The sequence below is a fragment of the Comamonas sp. Y33R10-2 genome (genome assembly GCF_019355935.1).
Classification (GTDB): Bacteria; Pseudomonadota; Gammaproteobacteria; order Burkholderiales; family Burkholderiaceae_C; genus Comamonas.
In genome coordinates this window covers 1565599-1584406 of the sequence record NZ_CP079925.1, presented here as the reverse complement: position 1 = coordinate 1584406, position 18808 = coordinate 1565599, and the positions used below count along the sequence as shown (strand labels likewise).

General features: G+C 56.4%; 21 protein-coding genes. 8 read left to right on the top strand and 13 right to left on the bottom strand.

Annotated features, from left to right (window positions below; genetic code table 11):
- Positions 1 to 9 precede the first annotated feature (9 nt).
- The 8 genes from KUF54_RS07125 to KUF54_RS07090 form a co-directional block, all read right to left on the bottom strand.
- The gene (locus KUF54_RS07125; protein WP_219345943.1) at positions 10 to 162 is read right to left on the bottom strand and encodes a hypothetical protein; all 153 of its coding nucleotides are present in this window, start codon (positions 160 to 162) and stop codon (positions 10 to 12) included.
- A 128-nt stretch (positions 163 to 290) separates the two neighbouring features.
- Entirely contained in the window at positions 291 to 902 is a 612-nt protein-coding gene (locus KUF54_RS07120; RefSeq protein WP_219345942.1) for a hypothetical protein, read from the bottom strand.
- The gene (locus KUF54_RS07115; RefSeq protein WP_219345941.1) at positions 899 to 1417 is read right to left on the bottom strand and encodes a hypothetical protein; all 519 of its coding nucleotides are present in this window, start codon (positions 1415 to 1417) and stop codon (positions 899 to 901) included. Before KUF54_RS07115 ends, KUF54_RS07120 begins: the two co-directional genes overlap by 4 nt.
- Positions 1414 to 1722 (bottom strand): hypothetical protein, encoded by a 309-nt coding sequence (locus tag KUF54_RS07110; RefSeq protein ID WP_219345940.1) that lies wholly within the window; start codon positions 1720 to 1722, stop codon positions 1414 to 1416. The genes KUF54_RS07115 and KUF54_RS07110 overlap by 4 nt, the downstream gene beginning before the upstream one ends.
- Positions 1715 to 1921: a hypothetical protein gene (locus tag KUF54_RS07105; protein ID WP_219345939.1), complete on the bottom strand. Its 207-nt coding sequence runs from the start codon at positions 1919 to 1921 to the stop codon at positions 1715 to 1717. Before KUF54_RS07105 ends, KUF54_RS07110 begins: the two co-directional genes overlap by 8 nt.
- Positions 1918 to 4050 (bottom strand): replication endonuclease, encoded by a 2133-nt coding sequence (locus KUF54_RS07100; RefSeq protein WP_219345938.1) that lies wholly within the window; start codon positions 4048 to 4050, stop codon positions 1918 to 1920. Before KUF54_RS07100 ends, KUF54_RS07105 begins: the two co-directional genes overlap by 4 nt.
- A complete protein-coding gene (locus tag KUF54_RS07095) occupies positions 4047 to 4280 on the bottom strand; it encodes a hypothetical protein (RefSeq protein ID WP_219345937.1) in 234 nt (77 codons plus the stop codon). Before KUF54_RS07095 ends, KUF54_RS07100 begins: the two co-directional genes overlap by 4 nt.
- A 2-nt stretch (positions 4281 to 4282) precedes the next feature.
- The gene (locus tag KUF54_RS07090; RefSeq protein WP_219345936.1) at positions 4283 to 4471 is read right to left on the bottom strand and encodes a hypothetical protein; all 189 of its coding nucleotides are present in this window, start codon (positions 4469 to 4471) and stop codon (positions 4283 to 4285) included.
- Positions 4472 to 4710: 239 nt separating this feature from the next.
- Between KUF54_RS07090 and KUF54_RS07085 the strand changes: the two genes are divergently transcribed.
- The gene (locus KUF54_RS07085) at positions 4711 to 4974 is read left to right on the top strand and encodes a helix-turn-helix transcriptional regulator (protein ID WP_219345935.1); all 264 of its coding nucleotides are present in this window, start codon (positions 4711 to 4713) and stop codon (positions 4972 to 4974) included.
- 58 nt (positions 4975 to 5032) lie between these two features.
- Here KUF54_RS07085 and KUF54_RS07080 read toward each other — a convergent pair whose 3' ends face one another.
- Entirely contained in the window at positions 5033 to 5836 is an 804-nt protein-coding gene (locus tag KUF54_RS07080) for a hypothetical protein (protein WP_219345934.1), read from the bottom strand.
- Positions 5837 to 5940: 104 nt separating this feature from the next.
- Here KUF54_RS07080 and gloA point away from each other — a divergent pair, with 104 nt between their 5' ends.
- Positions 5941 to 6375, top strand: a complete 435-nt coding sequence (gene gloA / locus KUF54_RS07075) for a lactoylglutathione lyase (RefSeq protein ID WP_219345933.1) — start codon at positions 5941 to 5943, stop codon at positions 6373 to 6375.
- A gap of 122 nt (positions 6376 to 6497) precedes the next feature.
- On the opposite strand, the gene KUF54_RS07070 is transcribed toward gloA, so the two are convergent.
- Positions 6498 to 7151: an NTP transferase domain-containing protein gene (locus KUF54_RS07070; RefSeq protein ID WP_219345932.1), complete on the bottom strand. Its 654-nt coding sequence runs from the start codon at positions 7149 to 7151 to the stop codon at positions 6498 to 6500.
- Positions 7152 to 7200: 49 nt separating this feature from the next.
- On the opposite strand from KUF54_RS07070, the gene pdxH reads away from it, so the two are divergent.
- Positions 7201 to 7848 (top strand): pyridoxamine 5'-phosphate oxidase, encoded by a 648-nt coding sequence (gene pdxH / locus KUF54_RS07065; protein WP_219345931.1) that lies wholly within the window; start codon positions 7201 to 7203, stop codon positions 7846 to 7848.
- 185 nt (positions 7849 to 8033) lie between these two features.
- Complete coding sequence (locus tag KUF54_RS07060; RefSeq protein WP_255576359.1) at positions 8034 to 9089, top strand: site-specific integrase; 1056 nt, start codon at positions 8034 to 8036, stop codon at positions 9087 to 9089.
- 100 nt (positions 9090 to 9189) lie between these two features.
- On the opposite strand, the gene KUF54_RS07055 is transcribed toward KUF54_RS07060, so the two are convergent.
- The 3 genes from KUF54_RS07055 to msrA all read right to left on the bottom strand — a co-directional run bounded on the left by KUF54_RS07055 (position 9190) and on the right by msrA (position 12684).
- Positions 9190 to 11217, bottom strand: coding sequence for a TonB-dependent receptor domain-containing protein (locus KUF54_RS07055; RefSeq protein ID WP_219345930.1), 2028 nt, complete (start codon positions 11215 to 11217; stop codon positions 9190 to 9192).
- A 303-nt stretch (positions 11218 to 11520) separates the two neighbouring features.
- Positions 11521 to 12033: a hypothetical protein gene (locus KUF54_RS07050; RefSeq protein ID WP_255576358.1), complete on the bottom strand. Its 513-nt coding sequence runs from the start codon at positions 12031 to 12033 to the stop codon at positions 11521 to 11523.
- Between the two features lie 114 nt (positions 12034 to 12147).
- Positions 12148 to 12684 (bottom strand): peptide-methionine (S)-S-oxide reductase MsrA, encoded by a 537-nt coding sequence (msrA, locus tag KUF54_RS07045; protein ID WP_219345929.1) that lies wholly within the window; start codon positions 12682 to 12684, stop codon positions 12148 to 12150.
- Positions 12685 to 13023: 339 nt separating this feature from the next.
- Between msrA and KUF54_RS07040 the strand changes: the two genes are divergently transcribed.
- From KUF54_RS07040 to KUF54_RS07025, 4 genes are all read left to right on the top strand, one after another.
- Entirely contained in the window at positions 13024 to 14277 is a 1254-nt protein-coding gene (locus KUF54_RS07040; protein ID WP_219345928.1) for an efflux RND transporter periplasmic adaptor subunit, read from the top strand.
- Positions 14278 to 17496 carry an efflux RND transporter permease subunit gene (locus tag KUF54_RS07035; protein ID WP_219345927.1) on the top strand — a complete coding sequence of 1073 codons (3219 nt, stop codon included), beginning with the start codon at positions 14278 to 14280 and terminating at the stop codon, positions 17494 to 17496.
- A 71-nt stretch (positions 17497 to 17567) separates the two neighbouring features.
- Positions 17568 to 18278, top strand: a complete 711-nt coding sequence (locus tag KUF54_RS07030) for a protein-L-isoaspartate O-methyltransferase (RefSeq protein WP_219345926.1) — start codon at positions 17568 to 17570, stop codon at positions 18276 to 18278.
- A 119-nt stretch (positions 18279 to 18397) separates the two neighbouring features.
- Entirely contained in the window at positions 18398 to 18745 is a 348-nt protein-coding gene (locus KUF54_RS07025) for a rhodanese-like domain-containing protein (RefSeq protein ID WP_219345925.1), read from the top strand.
- Positions 18746 to 18808 lie beyond the last annotated feature (63 nt).

Sequence of the window (18808 nt, the reverse complement as noted above, 5' to 3'; positions counted from 1 at the left end):
TCTTTCCCCTTACATCACATCTTTGACGTAGGGAACGCGCTTGGCGACAACGCCAGCGGCCACAGCGACGGCACCGGCCTTCATCAGACCATTGCCCCACTTGTAGGCCGCAAAAAGAATGCCGCCAGCAATGGCGAGCTTGGTCATATCCGCAGAAGTCATTCTGTTTCCTTGATTTGAACAGTTGCACATAGGTAAGCCGCAACGGCTTTGCCCCGTGCAGGCATGGCCCTATTGCACAAAAAAGAACAGCGCCCCGAAAGGCGCTGTATCTGTTCCCGTTCCCGTACTCAAAACCGCAGTTTTCCGCGCTGAATTTCTCCGTTCAAAGCATTCATGTGAACGAACTGCAACGGCACTAGGCCATTGATTTCGCCCTGCTCTACCCGCGTTTTACGCGCCAGATATGTGACGTCATCCCCCGAGGATTGCCGGAAAATCACAAAATCCGAAGCGTTACCGAACGCCGTTTTATCGGCCTCAGACCAACGCTGGCTAATGCAGTACAGGGAAATCCCTCTTTTCAAACCACGGCGCACCAGAATGCCCCAGTTTCCCGGCGCTTTGCTTGGCGTGGTGACGTCTGCCAGCTCCTCTGCCACCGCATCCAGCGGCTCCACATAGCGGCCCGCATACATCACGGCCCCGGCCCAAAAATCGAAGTCTTCTTTGAGCTGCCCCCCCGCCACAAATGCCACCTTTTGCGGCCCCTTCTTCTGCATGCAGGCCAGTAGCTCGGCCCGCGTGCTGACTTTGCGCCAGCCGGGCAGCTCGCACCACTGCGCCTCAGGGTCCCAAGCCCATATTCGGCGCACCTTGGCAATGCGCTTGCGTGTCCAAGCAGTTTTGCCAGAGCGCGAAGCCCCGGCGATAACGTAGAGCTGGCCGTCATTAGTCTTCATGCGGCTACAGCCCCCGATGCTGGTGCCGGTACCGGAGCGCCGAACGTCACCACCTTGGATGGTGCTGGCCCCGATACGGGAACCGGCGCCGACAGATCAGGCCCGCCGATACGCTCAACCGGCTGACGCGCCGCGATATCACCCTTGACCCCCTTGTACGTGGCAAAGGCCATCGGCCCCACGATCAGCGCGCAGGCGATTTCTTCGCCATAGCGGCCCATCATCCCGCCTTGCATCCAGCCATGCTTGTTGCAGACCCCGGCCACCGCTGCCGATGCGGCTTGCGTGGCCTCCGGCGTGTAGATACCTGGCAGGCTGGGAAACATGGGGGCCAGCATGCCCACCGCCATCTGCAGCAGCCCCTCAATCTCTGCCCCAAGATCATGCCTGCCCTGCTCCTGCTGCTCCTCTGCTGCCACTTCATCCGGCCCCGGCCCAGCCGCCGCCTGCAGGGCGGCAAAGTCTGCCGCCTGTTCGCTGCTTTGTTCTGCCGCTTCTTGTGTTTCGTCTCTCATGCTGTTGCCTTCTTCAAAAACATATCAAAGGGATTGGCTACCGGTTTGCGTTGCGGCTTCGCTACCTGTACCGGAGCCATGACCGGATTCACCAACTCGGGTTCTGGTTCCCGTTCCCGTACCGGCTCAGGCTTGATGCCGCATTTCTCCAGCAGCCGCGCCGATGTGGCCTCACAGCGTGGGAAGTACTGCGCGTTGCACTCAGGGCACCAGCGATAGGCCAGCCCCGCTTTGGTCTCTTTCACCTCTGCGCCACCCATGCCGCACTCAGGGCATGGGCATGTACCGATGATTTTTTTAGCCATGAGCATTCCTCTCCACTTGCGAACGTTTGAACCACAGCTTCTTATCCACGGTTACGCCTTCGCGCACTCCCTGAATGCAGACCTCTACGCCGGTTTGCTGGCCTTCTTCCTCTACGGTTTCCGTTACCGTACCGACAAGGCCCGCATATTTGCCGGTACGGATACGGGCGGACTCATGCACTTTGAAGACGTCATTCATGGCTTTCCCCCGGAAACGGCCACTTTGCTTGCGGGCTGCCAAGGCCCGTACATGTTTCGCCACTTCCACTGCTCCCACCACTGCTGCAATTCATGCCCTTGCAGGTAATCGGGATGGTTTTTTTTCCATCCCCACAGTGGGAGAGCTGGCATAGCGACTCGATCACGGTCAAGACTGGCTCCATGTACTTCCCAGCCATCAATTTGACATGCGCCGGAGCCTTCTCCCATGCCGCCCTCGCCTCCTTCATTTGCTCTTGCAACTCCATCTTCTATCTCCCCCGTACAGTTATTGACACAAGTCCAAGGCGCGCAAGGCGCGCTCAAAACAGCCGGACGCGGGCGCCCGACGATCTCCCACACATGGCGGGACGATTCGACAAACCATTCCACCCGGCGTGGAATCAGCGCAGGCGGGCTCATGTGGGCCATCCACGGAGGAGTCCACTCCTCAATGCCGCTGGTGTAGACGCCCACCGGACGCTTACCCTTTTCTTCGCCGTAGCGGTTCAAGCCCTCTTGCTCTTGCATGTCTAGGCGAATGGAATACAGACGGCCACAGAAAACGCCGCCCTGCGCTTCGCAATAGCGGTCCCAAGCCACCGACGCGTTTTCTCTTCCCTCGATCAACTCCACCTTGTTGACAGCGTTGAATGCCATGACCAGATGCGCAGGGGCACCCTTTGGCAGCTCCTCAATACGGCGCAGCTCCCGCCATACCGTTACAGGAGGCCCGCCGACCTGCTGAAACTGACGAATCCCCCAAGTGCGCGCCCATGATTCGACGCGGCCTGAGGTTTCCATTGCAGGGTTGCCGAACAAGTCCTCGCCCACGTTGTAGCCGTCAATATTCTTGGCAACGTACTTAGCGATGTAGCCCGCTGCAGAACCCTTTGCCGAATCCATTTCTTCAAAGTCAACGCGGTGCACTTTGGCACCCGGCTCTGAATTCTGGTTGCGGCGATCAGCAATGCGCCACGCCGTTTCAGCCATCGCAGCAGCAGCCTTTGCGGCTTTTTTGGTGCGGTACGGCACCATGCGCTCAGTGAACATTTTTTTAAACGCTGGCATCCTTGCCTCACCCCGACCCAGCGCATAACGCCTGCAGATAGCCTTAATGCGCGGCAATGCCGCCCGCTTAGCTTCGCCCGGCCATTTCAGGTCAAAGAAAACCAAAAAATGCCAATGCGGCGTGCCGTCATGATTCGGTTCAGCAATGCGAAAGCCGTAAAGCGCCACGCCATACCGCAACAGCGCAGACCTAGTGCGCGCCCACACATCAGCCAAATGCTCTTGAGCCTGTCTCGGCTCGGTGCCGTCATAACGCGAATTTTCTACGACCTTTTTCGAATGCTTTGGCCCCACCGTGCGCCATTTGTGCATGCGGCTCGGGCATGTAGTCGTCATGAACAAACCACCATGCCCAGCAGCCACGGCCACGCGCTCAAAACCGCTGATTCGCGTCATCAACTCGGCCCGCTTAATGCTGCGCTCGGCCACGCTAACCTTGCGCAACTCTTCAAGGCTCAGCTCTTGACCATGCTCATTGCGCGCAAACGTGGTTGCCAGCATTTCAGCCGCGGCTTTATCCCGCTGCCGTATCCGGTACACAGTTTCATTGCTGCAATAAATCTCTTCGCTACGGTTCACATAACCGAGGCTGATAGCCGTTGACTCAATGCAGCGGCCATGATGTGAGCGCAGCTTGCGCCGCCACCAAATCGGGCAGCACATACGGGCAAGCGCTCCCGGAATATCGGAGCAACGCTTAACCCTTGGCGCTTGAATCCCCTGCCCCTCACAGACACGCTTCATTGACGCCAAAAGCGCATTCTCTTCATGCACCAACGTCGCACGCTCGGCACAGCGCAGCGCAAGGCCCATTGCCTTATCAGTTATTTCCCAATCCGATGCATCAAGGCTTATGCGCGTCTTGCCAAGATCTGCCACGTACTTACGCAAAAACTGCTCACTCTCAGGGCGATCAGTACGATGTATGCGCGCCCAATTTCGCATCAGGCGGGCCTGCCAACGCTTAGGCAAGCCCAGCCTATCAAGGCGATCAGCAGCGCGGCCACCGGCCCACTGCTCATAGGTGACGGGCTTTTCGTCGGAGTGCTGAACTCTCATGCGAAGGCATCCGGCTCAAAGTACCGAATCGAACGACGCGGCTGCAGCGAAGCGCTTAAAAGCCGCGCCTGCTCCAAACGCTGGCAGGCCTGCTGCTCAGCATTCAGGCGGATAGCTTCGCGCCTGCAGACCTCATAAGAGGCATGCTCCATGACTGCTATCCATTCGCCGTTACCACGGCTTCGGGCGACCACAAACCCGCCCGCATGAGCTGCTACGGTGTATTGCATGGTCAGACCCCCGACGACTTGAGGAAGTCCAGATACACGGACTCTGTGCGCTTCAATTCCTCAAGCTGCCCACAAATCACGATGCGATCAAATGGATCGTTAGTTTTGAGGTCTTCGATCAGCTCTGCTTTTTTAAGGGCCAGAAACTTGTAAAAGCTATCTGCCTTTTCCGCCGCTTGTCTGTTCGCCATGCGTGTTCCCCGTTACGCCGTGTCCCCAACCTCTCGCGAAGAGGTGCCAGCCGGGTTCGCATAACGGGCAGTACCGGGGAACGGCTTAGAAAACACCACCTGTTCCCGGCTGGCAGCGCATTGTTAGTTGCACACCTACAACTAGTCAAATCAGCTAAGACGTAAATTGTCTACAACGTTGCAATGGAACTACTGTTAAAGCAAGATTGACGCATTCCAACCCCCCGGAGTAGTCCCGAATGCGAGCTTTTGAATGGATTGACCGCGCCAAAAATGCGGCAAAAATTGAATCGGATTACGCTATTGCCAAGATACTTGGCATCCATCGCGCAACCGTTAGCAACTACAGAAAATCGAGCGGCCTACTTGATGTTGAGGTGTCGATTAAGGTTGCTGAAATCATGGGCATTCCGCCCGAAAAAATACTGCTCGACCAACTTGCAGAGTCAGTAAAAACGCCCGCAGCCAAAGCGGCGCTCGAGCGCTTCTGTATATTATGTTAAATATAAGATCACGATTTGAGCAGGATTGATTGCCATGCTCATAGTATGTGTTGGCTTGCTAACAAGAAATACGGAACTGGCGATCGCGGATCGCACGGCGTTGCTCACGCACATCGTCAAGTGTTCGCATGCTGCAGCTGTTGGAACGACATTGGGCATCTAGCAGACGAATACTTTGCTCAAGGCGTTGGCATTCATTAGAGGCCGCTGATGCTGTGGCAGATGACCTAGATGCAACGGACACAACTTGTTCTGCGGCAATTGCGTGAGCTTTGTTCATTTGCTGCCGGGCAATTGCTACTTGTTCTTCCCAAGACACATTCGCTGGTACGCGGGCAATTCTGTCCATAAACCTTCCATTGGCAGAACAAGCAACGCTTTCCCAGGTCAACCGCTCATAGATGTCTTTACAAAGATAAATTTCCTTAGAGACTGATATTTCACGCTGCGGGGCGTTCTGGGCACCTTTAACCACATGTCCATTGGTGCACTGAGTATTGCTGTAAGTATTTCCGCAGCGATAAATCTGCCCGCGCTCAACAGGTGCAGGTATTGCTGGTTCCTTGTAGGCCTGATCGACTGGATCAGAAAGCCTAGTTCGCGGTACGGCATCCATGACCGGCGAAGGATTTTTGAGCCCGCTGAGCATTGATTGTATTGATGACTGATACCGATATGCCATCGCGCAGAGCAGCAGCAAGGCGATAGTGAGAATGAGTTTCGCGGTGAAGCTCAATTCGTTTTTGGGACTTGAAAAGGGTGAGCGGCTCATCCTTGACTCAAAAGGGCTCACATTACCCTGCTCATCCTCAGGCCAATGCGTGGGACCTTTTCTGTTCTGGCGCCAGTAATCCTTATCCATTCATTGCCCCCTCTTTTTTTGGATGGATCATAGTTCAGTGGCGCTTCGAAGCCTGATTTTCATGCGCGAACAATCATTACAAGCTTGCTGGCAAAATGTTAGTTATGCGATTTCTCCACACTATGCTTCGCGTTGGCAACCTCCAGCGCTCTATCGATTTCTACACCAATGTCATTGGTATGCAGCTGCTGCGTACCTCCGAAAACACGGAGTACAAGTACTCGCTGGCCTTTTTAGGTTTTGCTGGCGGTAACCCAGATCAAGCTGAGATTGAGCTGACCTATAACTGGGGCACTGAGAGCTATGAGATGGGTACTGCCTATGGCCACATCGCTCTGGGGGTTCCCGACGCCTATGCCGCTTGCAACAAAATCAAGGCCGCTGGCGGCAATGTAACGCGTGAAGCGGGTCCTGTTAAAGGCGGTAGCACGGTTATTGCTTTTGTGACGGATCCAGACGGCTACAAAATTGAACTCATACAAATGAATTCGAGAACACAAGAAAATTCCGGATCTACAGATCCTTTGCGATCCAATTAATCGTTACCAAAAACGGAAAAAGATGAAGGCGGGGCATTAACCGTCTTCATCTTTAATTGGTCTCGTTCTCAGAGCCTCTGCGTGAACTTGATTTGTACTCACTTAATTACCGTTTTAATTTCTTAATTAGCGCTCAGTCCTAAGCTCTTAATTAAAGTGTCCAGACATTCGCGGGCTTGCTCAAGTGCTTGCACCGTGTCCACATCCAGCACGCAGCCGATGTCATCACAGCGAAAGTGTTGCAAATGACCGCCCTCTGCTGCTTTGCGCACGATGGCGCTCGCGCCTTGGTCGCCGCTTAGCTGCATTAGGGAGTTAGCCGCAGCGCGGCTGAAAGCAACAGGGTGGCCTTTTTGCGCTTCATCCTTTGTTTGAAAAAGCGGCTGTATAACTTGCAAAACACTGCTATTTAGCTCATTTTCCAAAAGCAGCAAAGCTAAGGTTTTGAGTGTTTGTGTCCGCAGCAACGGTAGATCAGCCGGCAAGATTAACCAGCCATTGGCACTGGCTGTGGCTTTAACGGCAGCGGCAATACTGTCGCCCATGCCCGGGTGCGGGCCATATTCCACATGCCATGGCAGGCCCGAAGCTTGAACTGCGGCCAATGTGGTTTGCAAAACCGTTAGATCGCCCAGCATGGCTTGCAGCTTGTGAGTGCTGCCGCCTGAAGCGAAAAAGCGCTCTCCCCTGCCCGCAGCAAGAACAAGAACGCAGGGCTGCTGTGCATTGATGGGTGGACTGATTAAAAGGTCTGACGGCATATTGCGCTTGAGCATAACGCTGGGCTAGGCAGCTGGCTGCAGCAGAGAAGGCAGAATATGGGGCATGAGCCGACTATCTTCTTCCATTGCCGACCTGCGCAAAAGCTATGAGCGCGCAGAGTTGAGCGAATCCGCCTCCAACGCCAACCCACTGCAGCAGTTTGACCAATGGCTGCAAGAAGCAGTCACTGCCCAGGTGCAAGAACCCAATGCCATGACGGTGGCAACCGTGGGTGGCGACATGCGCCCGAGCACGCGGATTGTGCTGATTAAGGGCTATGACGAAGGCGGCATCGTTTGGTACACCAATTACGACAGCCGCAAGGGCCAGCAACTGGCGGGCAACCCGTTTGCAGCGCTGCAATTTCACTGGGTGGAGCTTGAGCGCGTGGTGCGCATTGAAGGCCGGGTTGAAAAAGTCAGCGCTGAGGAAAGCGACGCCTACTTTGCCAGCCGCCCATTAGATTCACGCATAGGCGCTTGGGCCAGCCCGCAAAGCCAAATCATTAGCGGGCGCGGCGTGCTGGTGGCTAATGCGGCTAAATACAGTGCCCAGTTTTTGCTGAGCCCTCCTCGCCCGCCACACTGGGGGGGTTATCGCTTGGTGCCTGATCGTTGGGAATTCTGGCAAGGTCGCAAGAGCCGCTTGCATGATCGCTTGAGCTATCGTGCGGATGATGGCAAATGGATTCGTGAGCGTCTGGCACCCTGAGATAACGACTCCTTGTTAAGCAAGTTTTTGCATTGATCTGTTGAGAGGCTGGTTTCGGAACGAATTCGAGCCTCTTTTCTGATTAGCGCTGTGTTGGTTTAAAAAATAACAATTTAATTTTATTCCAATGATATTCATGTAAGTTACATTAGATGCGTTGATAAAGAAAACAGATCGGTAATGCTGTGACTCCTGCTCACCCCCTCGTACTGCCCCATGGAAATGCTGTTTTTCAAGACTGGCTTGAGCATGAAGGCAATAAAAGCTGGGATGCTTTGGATGCCTCGCCTGACGGTAACTATGAAAAGGTCTGGCAGGCTTGGCTTTGGCACTTGAGTGGCGGCGATTGCGATATGGGCAGCTCACGCAAGCCCTCCCCTCAGCACCAGCCCAAAGAATGGCATCAAGCTACCGCAGTGGATGTGCAGCATTTTCTGCAGGTGCGAGACGGTCAGCGAGCCCATCACCACCCTGAGCGCAAGATCAGCCCTGTGACCCGCAGGCGTTACTGGCGGCTGCTCGAACGTATTTACGATCACGCAATGGAGCATGGCTGGGTAACAATCAACCCCGCCACAGGCTTAGAGCCCACAGATCGCCCGCCTTCTGAAGATGGCAAGGGTCACTGCCTGCCTCCCCTGCTCTGGCAATCATTGCCGCGCCACTTTCCACTAGCGGATGGCTATCAAAACGCACGTGACAGGGCCATTGTGCTGCTACTCTATGAAATGGCACTGGCCCCCGAAGAAGTGCGCGCTTTGCTTTGGATGGATTTACGCTGCAGCCCTGATGTGGCTTGGACTAGCACATCAAAAGAAATAGCGAACAGCACCTTAGACCTGCCGCGCTTTTTAAAGATTGATGGAGGAAGGGCTGCACAACAACGACTGCTGCAGTTGCCAGAATCCGTCGCCAAGGCCTTAGTCGACTGGCAACGCTTTAGCGCTGCACAACGCGGCCCCAGCGTGGTGGATGGCAATCACATCGTGTTTTATTCACGCCGTGGCGGTGAGCTTTCGGTGCGAATGTTATTTCATGTCGCCTCCCAAATTATTCAGCGTGCTCATGAGGCGCAGGCTGAAAACACGCAAAAAGTGCCACTGCAGCGTGTAGGGCCGCAGGTGCTGCGCAATACCGCCATTGTTCAGTGGCTGCGCTCAGGGGTGTCTGAGCTGGAGGTCATTGCCAAGATTGGCGTCAACAGCACCCGCGCCCTGCGTCATTTACAGCATTATCTATAGCAGCTAGTCCAATCCACATAAGGACTAGCTGCCAATATGAATCTAATACCAAGCGCCAACACCAACGGCTTTAGCGCTTAGATGAGAGCATTGGGAATGCTTAAAAATCCAATCTCAGGCCGACCACCAGATTGCGCCCTGTCAAAGGCGCAGCAGTCTTGATGAACGAGGTGGCGGCATAGGCCAAACGGTTGGTCAGATTCTGGCCCTTTACATAGACCTGCCACTGATTGCCGCCGCTGCGCCACTGGTAGCTGGCGCCCAAGTTCAGCATGCCGTAGCCCGCGGTTTGAGATTCGTACTCTGCCGTGCGGTTTTGGCGCAAAACCTGCGTCCATTCGGCCATGCCGTCCCAGCCTGCCAAGCGAGCATTCACGCGCAAGCCGGCGCGCAGCGCGGGAATGCGAGGTAAGGCCGAGCCATCCTCCAAACTCGCGCGAACGCCATCGCCAAACACCGTCACGCTCAGCTCGCGGTTGATGCGCTGGGTCAGCTGCGCTTCCCAACCCGTAAAGCGGGCGTTGCCCTGCGTGTATTGCAGCAGTTGCAAGCCCTCGTGCGCATCCAGCGTGGCGCCGTAGATATAGCCATTGATGCGGTAGTGATAGGCGTTGAGCTTCCAGCGCGTGTCGCCCATGGTCTTGGCCAGCCCCAAATCCAGCGCCTGCGAGCGCTCTTTGCTCAAGTTGGCATTACCCAGCTCATATGTCGATGTGGCCATGTGTAGACCGTTGGCAAACAACTCTTCAGCCGTTGGCATGCGACTGCCGCTCGTGAAAGATGCTGTGGCGCTGTAGCCGGGCTGAAACTTCCAGGCAGCGCCCAGCGATGTCGATGTGGCGCTGTGGCTGCGGCGCTCGTCGCTTAGCTGTGCATCGATGCGTTGACGGTCATGTCGCAGAGCGGCTTGAAAACTCCAGTCCTGCCAGCGATATTCCTCCAGCAAATACAAGCTATTGCGCTGCGTTTCGGTGGGCTGCACATAGGCTTCTTCGCCTGTAGCGCTAAAGCGGCGGTTCAGAGTTTGCAAGCCCAGCGTTCCGCGCCAGCCGGCAATGGGCTGGTGCTCTAGCTCCAAACGCAGGTCATGCGCTTTGTTTTTGAACTGGGTTGCGATACTTCCGCCTTCCACCTCGTTGTGGCGGTAGTTGGTCAAGCCACCGCGCAGGCGCAGCGCAGTAATGCCTGCGGTGGGATTGCGCCATTCACCGCGCAGGTCCCAGCGCTCGCTGGTCAGCTCAACCACCGGCACGCTGCTGCTGGCTGCGTGATCGTGCTCATCGCCGCCCCCGTGGACGTGACCCGCATGGTCACCGCCGCAGTGCAAATGATCGCCATGAGCATGGCAGCCTTCAAAGCTGTGCTGATGACCCGGCAGACCATAAGTGGCCTGCTGGCGTGTATAGGCCAGGCCCAGATAGCCGTGGTTGGTAACCCAGGACAGGCCTACGCTACCCGTGTTGCCACGGCTAAAACTACCGGGCACCTTGCCTTGCCCCCAGCCACTGCCCACGCGGTAGTCACCGGCATTGCGGGCCACGCCTTCGGCATGCAAGACCAACTGGCCGTTATCGTTTTTAAGAGGCGTCGCCGTGGTTAAAGAAAAAGCACCTGCCGACATGCCTGCCGCCGTGCCTGCCTGCACTTCAGCGGAGCCTTCCACGCCTTTTTCAGGCACGTGGGTGGGGATCTTGTTATCGAGCACGTTCACCACGCCGCCCATGGCTCCTGCGCTGTAGAGCAAGGCCGATGGGCCGCGCAACACCTCAACCTGTTTGGCCAGCATGGGCTCGCTGGTCACCGCATGATCGGGGCTGACGGTGGATGCATCAAGCAACTCAGAGCCATCGCTCAGCACCGACACCCGCGCACCATCCATACCGCGAATCACGGGGCGGCTGGCTCCAGCGCCAAAGTGGCTGGCATTAATGCCGGGCTCGGCCGCCAGGGTTTCGCCCAAGGTCGCGCCGCGGCGCATGCGCAGCTCTTCTTCACCCAGCACCTGTACGGGCGTGGCCATGTCAGCAGCAGCCATGCCTGTGGCCGATACCGTCACTTCTGCCAAGCTGCTTTCTTGCTGCGCCAAGGCCAGTGGCGAGGCAGTCAGCAGGCCCAGCCCTGCGCCCATGAGCAGCGCAGTTTGGCTTGCTTTGTAAGCACGACGTGGAAAAGGTATTGGAGAAAGTTTTGAAGAAGGTACAGAGTTAGGGCGAGCGGGCGGGAGGGCGGAAAAAATCGAAAAAGCGTGTGTCATCTCAGTTCCAACAACATCCATGTGCAAGCATGGCCCATGCGGGCCGCAGCAAGTTGCAGACAGAAATTTCAATCAAAAATCGGCTCTAGCCCCTATAAAACAAGGACTAATAGCTATCAGTTTGGGAGTTGTGGGCCTAGCAGCTAATTCATGTCAAGGCATGAAAGCCGTCCAAGCCTAGGAGCTGAAATGCGAGGGAGGGCCGCGCGCACCCGGCGGTGCGGCGAGAAAAATGGTGTGCGGTACAGCCGCAAAAACCACAAGCTGCACAGCAGCCGGTACCGGTGCAACAAAAGCTATCGCGCTGGGCGGACCAGCCAAGCCGTGATGGGCTTGGTCCAGCAGCTGACATTCAGCCGGGCCGTGCCCTGCAAAAAGCGCTTGAACCCATGAAGCGCCCAATAATGGGTCTGTCGCGCAGGTGCTGCTAGTGTTTTGGCTCGTGCTTTCACTAGCGGCAGCAACACGCGCTTGGTGCCCCGCATGCGACTGGCTTTGCGCAGTGCCTGCGTGCACGGCTCGGTGCATCTGACCCAACGTGGGGCCCAGCACCATGGCCAGCGCAAGCAGTGCCATCAGCCAACGCATAGCCCAAACCTCACGCAGGCTCACGCGAGACACCACGCCAGAGCCTGCAGAGGCTGAGCGGCGTTGAGAGCGCTGAATGCGTTGGTGAAAAGATGAGGGCACGGTGAAAAAGACTGGGGCCGAGAAGCGAAAAGCAAGGTCAGCCCGGCGAAAATCAAGCCGACTGAAGGCCGCAAAGTGTAGCGATATTCTCAGCCGTAAATAAACAAGCCGCTCTTAATCCTTGAGCCAGCGCGTAAAGACTTTTTTCAGCTTCTGCACTTTGGGACCCACCACAAAAGCGCAATAGCCTTGGTTGGGGTTGTGCAAAAAATAATCCTGATGGTAGTCCTCAGCCGGCCAATACTTTTGCAGCGGCTGTACCTCGGTAACGATGGCGTGGTCAAAGGCTTTGTCAGCCTCAATATCGCGAATCAGCGCGCGCGCCACCTCGGCTTGCTCTGCGCTGGTGGTGTAGATGCCACTGCGGTATTGCGTGCCTACATCGTTGCCTTGGCGGTTGAGTGTGGTGGGGTCGTGCGTGCCAAAGAAAATCATCAACAAATCGCGCAAGCTGATGATGGCGGGGTCAAACTCCAGCTTCACCACCTCGGCGTGGCCGGTCTGGCCGGTGCAGATGTCTTCATAACTGGGGTTGTCTAGTTGGCCGTTGGCATAGCCACTTTCCACATCCACAATGCCGCGTACGCGATCGAAAACGGCTTCGGTGCACCAAAAGCAGCCGCCGCCCAGATAAATGGTTTCCGCAGCCATTGAATATTCCTTATAGCTAATAAATTGACAGAGCGGCAAGCGTAGCTCAAATCGACTAGCCACTTTCACCAATGACAGAGATTGCAGCCGCGCTATGATCTTTGAAGTTCAGCATTGTTTGTTGCTCTGCTATCAAATACTGTAGCGCACGGCTAACAGAACTCAGCAAATCGAAGATTTGCGATTGAGACGAGGCGCGAAGCCGCAGGCAGTACAAGCGTACGACAAGGTGAAGCAAGGACGTATCAAGGGTTGTGTTTGCGGCTCTTAGTGCACAGTTGACCGAATTCCCCCCTTCTCTAATCACAACAACATTTTGCCTCCGAGGGAAATCACATCATGAAGCGTTCAGGACGCTGGGCTGCAGGCCTCATCGTTATCGGTCTGCTGGCTCTCGCTGGCTGGCGCGTTGCCGTCAATCAAGAGCACAAAAAGCAGGCCATTCAATCCAGCTCAGCGCCGGCAGAGCTGCCGATTCAAATCGCAGCGCAAGAGGTCCTTAACGTACAACTGCGCCAACTGGCTCTGACCGTACCCGTTAACGGTGCCGTACAAGCAGTGAACTCTGCCGTGGTGAAAGCCTATGTGGCCGGCGAGCTGCGCGGCTTGACGGTGCGCGAAGGCGATAGCGTGAAAAAAGGCCAGCAATTAGCACACATTGATGCAACCGAAGCCGAAGCGCGCCTGCGCCAAGCGCAGCAGCAAGCCGATGCATCTAAAGCCCAACTGGCCATTGCCCAGCGCAACCAAGACAACAATGCAACGCTGGTGCAAAAAGGCTTTATCTCCACTACGGCGCTGCTGACCTCTCAAGCCAATTTGGATTCAGCCCGCGCCAATTGGTCTGCAGCGCAGGCCGCAGCTGATGTCGCCCGCAAGTCTGTGACCGATGCGGTGATCACCAGCCCCATGAACGGCCAGATTGCTCAGCGTTTTGTTCAAAGCGGCGAGCGCGTAGGCATTGAAGCGCGCATTGTGGAGGTGGTGGACCCGAGTCAGCTAGAAATCATGGCCCAGTTGGCCCCTGCTGATTCTGTGCAAGTACAGGTCGGCCAAAGCGCTGAGCTGCAAGTGCCCGGTGCCCCGCAAGACATGGCCGCCATCAAAGCCCAAGTTGTGCGTATCAGCCCCAGCGCGCAGACCGGCTCACGTACGGTGGCGGTGTACCTCAAAGTACAAGGTGAAGACAGCCAAAGTGATAGCAAGCAGCGAGCAAGCCAGTTGCGCCCCGGCCTGTTTTTGCAAGGCAGCATCATTACCGGCAACGCCAGCCAGCTCGCCGTGCCTTTGAACGCTGTTCGCACTGACAAGCCCCAGCCATATGTGCAAGTTCTTCAACAAAACGAGCAAGCTGCTAAGCAGCTGCGCGTGGTTCACAAAACAGTAGCGCTAGGCTCGCGTACCTCGTTTGAAGGTGCTACCTGGGTGCAGATTCTCAATGGCATAAACGCCGATGAGCAAATTTTGGCCGGCACTGCCGGTGGCCTGCGTGAAGGAACGCTGGTTGAGGTGCAAGCACCGCAAACGCAAGCATCGCCAGCCGCAAAAGCTAACGCGCCAGAAACTCAAGACTCGAAAGCCGAGGGCCAGTAAATGTGGTTCACGCGCATTAGTCTGAAAAATCCGGTTCTGGCCACCATGGTCATGCTGGCCTTTGTAGTGCTGGGCATCTTCTCTTACCAACGGCTCAAGGTCGATCAGTTCCCGAATATTGAGTTTCCTGTGGTGGTGGTCTCGGTCGAGTACCCCGGTGCATCGCCTGAGATTGTAGAAAGCGAAGTCACCACGAAGATTGAGGAAAGCGTTAACTCGGTTGCTGGCATCAACGCCCTCACCTCGCGCAGCTATGAGGGCACGAGTGTTGTCATCATCGAGTTTCAGCTGCATATCGATGGCCGCCGCGCTGCAGATGATGTGCGTGAGAAGGTGGCATCCGTGCGCCCCACGCTGCGCGATGAGGTCAAAGAGCCCCGCGTTATTCGCTTTGACCCGACCAGCAGCGCGATATGGTCGCTGGCCGTGCTGCCCGACCCACAAGCCTTGCATGGCCAGACAGATCCCAATGCTCAGCCTGTGACGCCACCCGACGCGATTGCACTGACCAGCTGGGCCGATCAGGTGCTCAAAAAGCGCCTAGAGAACGTACGTGGAGTGGGCGCCGTAAACATGATTGGCGCCACCAAGCGCGAAATCAACATCTACCTAGACCCGCAGGCGCTAGAAGCCTATGCGATTACCCCCGATCAGGTCGCTCAAGCCGTACGCTCCGAAAATCAAGATCTGCCCGTGGGCGCAATCCGCTCTAAAACGCAGGAGCGCGTGGTGCAAATCGACGCCCGCATCCAGCGGCCCGAAGAGTTTGGCAACATCATCGTTGCCCAGCGCAACGGCGCACCGGTTCGCGTCAAGCAACTCGCCCGTGTGCAAGACGATGCGCAAGAGCTGCAAACGCTGGCTCTGTACAACGGCGGGCGCACCTTGCTGATGAGCGTGCAAAAAGCTCAGGACGAAAACACGATCGAAGTGGTGGACGGTTTGAGCGCCGCCATTCAAGCCCTGGCCCCGGAGCTACCGCCCGGCGTGCGCTTGCAAGCCATTGCCGATAACTCCCGCGCCATTCGCGTGGGGGTCGAGAACGTGCGCCAGACGCTGATTGAGGGCGCAGGCCTGACAGTGCTAATCGTCTTTTTGTTTTTGAACTCTTGGCGCTCTACCGTGATTACGGGGCTGACCCTGCCCATCGCGCTGATTGGCACTTTTTTGTTCATGTACGTGTTTGGCTTTTCCATCAACATGATCACGCTGATGGCCTTGTCGCTGTGCGTGGGCTTGTTGATTGACGATGCCATCGTCGTGCGCGAGAACATCGTGCGCCATGTGCAGATGGGCAAAAGCGCCTACCAAGCTGCGCTGGAAGGCACGCAAGAGATTGGTCTGGCCGTGCTGGCTACTACGCTGTCTATCGTGGCCGTGTTTTTGCCCATCGGCTTTATGGGCGGCATCATGGGTCAGTTTTTTCACGAGTTCGGCATCACCATCGTCGCCGCCGTGCTGATCTCCATGTTTGTAAGCTTTACGCTAGACCCCATGCTCTCCAGCGTCTGGCATGACCCCGCCATTCACGCCCATGGCGAGTATGGCAAAAAAGGCCTGTATGACAAAACACTGGGCAGAGTGACGGCGTGGGTGGAACGTTCAAGCGACCGTCTCTCAGACCTGTACCAGACGATTTTGCGCTGGGCCCTGCGCCGCAAACTGCTGACGCTGTTTCTGGCCCTACTGATTTTTATAGCGAGCATCGCGCTTGTACCCTTGCTTGGCACCGAGTTCGTGCCCAAGGCCGATTTCTCTGAAACGCAGGTCAGCTTCAATACGCCCGAAGGCTCATCGATTGAAGCGACCGAAGCCAAGGCCAAGCAAGTCAACGACATATTGCGCGCCATGCCTGAGGTGCGCTACACGCTCACCAGCATCAACACCGGCAGCGCCAACGGCAAAAACTACGCAAGCATTTATGTGCGTTTGGTCGATCGCCACCAGCGCAGCTTAAGTGTGGATGAGCTATCAGCCCAGCTACGCCCCAAGCTTCAGGCCATTGCTGGCATCAAAGTCACCCATGTGGGCCTGCGCGATTCCGTAGGCGGACAAAAGCAAATTGAGTTCTCACTCATTGGCCCCGATCTGGATGAGCTGGCCCGCTTGAACCGCATCGTGCAAGAGCGCATTCAAGGCATTGCGGGCTTGGTTGATCTGGACTCCAGCCTCAAGCCCAACAAGCCCATGGTCAATATCGAGGTGCACCGCGATCAGGCCTCAGATCTGGGCCTATCGATTGGCAGCATGGCCGGTGCACTGCGCACTTGGGTAGCAGGTCAAACTGTGGGCAACTGGCGCGCCAGCGATGACCAGACTTATGACGTCAACGTGCGCCTGACACCCGAGGCGCGCACCACGCCGCAAGATTTGGAGCGCCTGCCCTTTGCCTTGTCTGCCAGTGATGGCAGCACCCGCATCGTGCGCTTGAACCAAGTTGCCAGCGTGGCCAACACCACAGGCCCCAGCCAAATCAACCGCCGCAACCTGAACCGCGAAGTGGCCATCAACGCCAACGTTTATCAGCGCAGCACGGGCGAGGTCAGCGGCGATATCAAAAACGTGATGGCTACCGTTCCCATGCCGCCCGGCTACAGCTACCAGTTCAGCGGCGCGGCCAAGAACATGGCGGAGTCGTTTGGCTACGCCATGTCTGCCCTAGCACTGGCCATCATCTTCATTTACATGATTTTGGCCAGCCAGTTCAAGAGCTTTTTGCAGCCTTTGGCTCTGATGACATCCCTGCCGCTCACGCTAATTGGCGTGGTACTGGCTTTGATGATGTTTGGCTCGGCCCTGTCCATGTTCTCCATCATCGGGGTTGTGATGCTGATGGGCTTGGTGACCAAGAACGCCATTTTGTTGGTGGACTTTGCCATTCGTGCTCGCGAGCCTCATCTAGATGAAGTAACAGGCCAAACGACACCTGGCTTGCCGCGCAGTGATGCCTTGCTGCTGGCTGCGCAAGTGCGTCTGCGCCCTATTTTGATGACCACGCTGGCCATGATCTTCGGCATGGTTCCACTGGCTTTTGCCGTGACCGAAGGCTCAGAGCAGCGCGCGCCCATGGGGCAAGCGGTGATTGGCGGCGTCATCACCTCCTCGCTTCTCACGCTGGTCGTGGTACCTGTGGTGTATTGCTATCTAGACGATTTTTCGCAGTGGCTGCACCGTAAATGGTCAGGTAGCCCCCAAAAAACCGATGAGCCAAACCAATGAGCCGGCGCAACAAGCCTGAGAGGCTCGTAGAATTGATGGTTTGTCCTCATAAGTCTTTCCCCGGAGATACCATGGCCCAGCCAATGAATGCCCAAGTAGACCCGCGCGATGTGCACGCGCAAGCTCGTTTCAACATGATCGAGCAGCAAATTCGTCCTTGGAACGTGCTGGATCAAGCCGTGTTGGAGCTGATGGACAAGATCCCACGTGAAAACTTCGTAGCGCCCGAGTACGCCAACTTGGCCTATATGGACATTGAAGTGCCGCTCAAGAGCAACGCCGAAGAGTGCGCCGCCAAAGGCTGGCACATGCTCGCGCCCAAGATCGAAGCGCGCATGTTGCAAGACGCTCAGATCAAGCCCACCGATCGCGTGCTGGAAATTGGCTCAGGCTCTGGCTATATGGCGGCTTTACTGGCCGCTCAAGCCAAAGAAGTCGTGACCTTAGAGATCGACCCCGAGCTAGCTGACATGGCCCGCGAAAACCTGCTCAGTGCTGGTGTCAAAAACGTCGAAGTGAAGTTGGCCGATGGCGCAACCAGCTCGCTGGCTCAAGGCTCGTTTGATGTGATCGTGCTCAGCGGCTCGGTCGCTCAAGTGCCCGAAGCGCTCTTTGCCCAACTCAACCAAGGCGGCCGCATTGCTGCCATCGTGGGTTACATGCCTGTGATGCGCTTCACGCTGGTGACCAAGAATGGCGACAACTTTGAAGTCAAGCAGCCTTGGGATACCGCTGCCTCGCGTTTGGCCAGCTTTGAAGAGCCTTCGCGCTTTTCCTTCTAAGAGCGCTTTTTAAGCTTTTTCTCTTCGCCCTGCCCGGTGGCACGCCGGTCAGGGTTTGTGTTTCAGTGCCAAGTCTGGCCTAGCGCTTTTAAAGCGAGTCGCCAGCAGGAGTTTTTTGTATGTTGACCCAAGTTCTGCCAACCCAATTTCAGCAATGGCTGGCCTCTCATGCCGATGGCGGCATCAAGCCCGTAGTGCTGGATGTGCGCGAAGCTTGGGAAATTGCTCAAGCTAGCATCCCCGCGGGTGAAGGCTTTGAGCTGGTGTGCATTCCCATGCACAGCATCCCCGCCCGCCTACAAGAACTTAACCCCGACCACCCCATCGCCTGCCTGTGCCACCACGGAGCGCGCAGCATGAGTGTGGCCGCTTTCTTGGTGAACAACGGTTTTGAAGATGTCGCCAACATTACTGGCGGCATTGACGCTTGGTCGATCAGCGCCGACCCTAGCGTTCCTCGTTATTGATGCAAAGAGCTTGTGGAGGCTCCTTCACTCTTGAATTTCATTAGCTGCGTTCCGTTAGCTGTA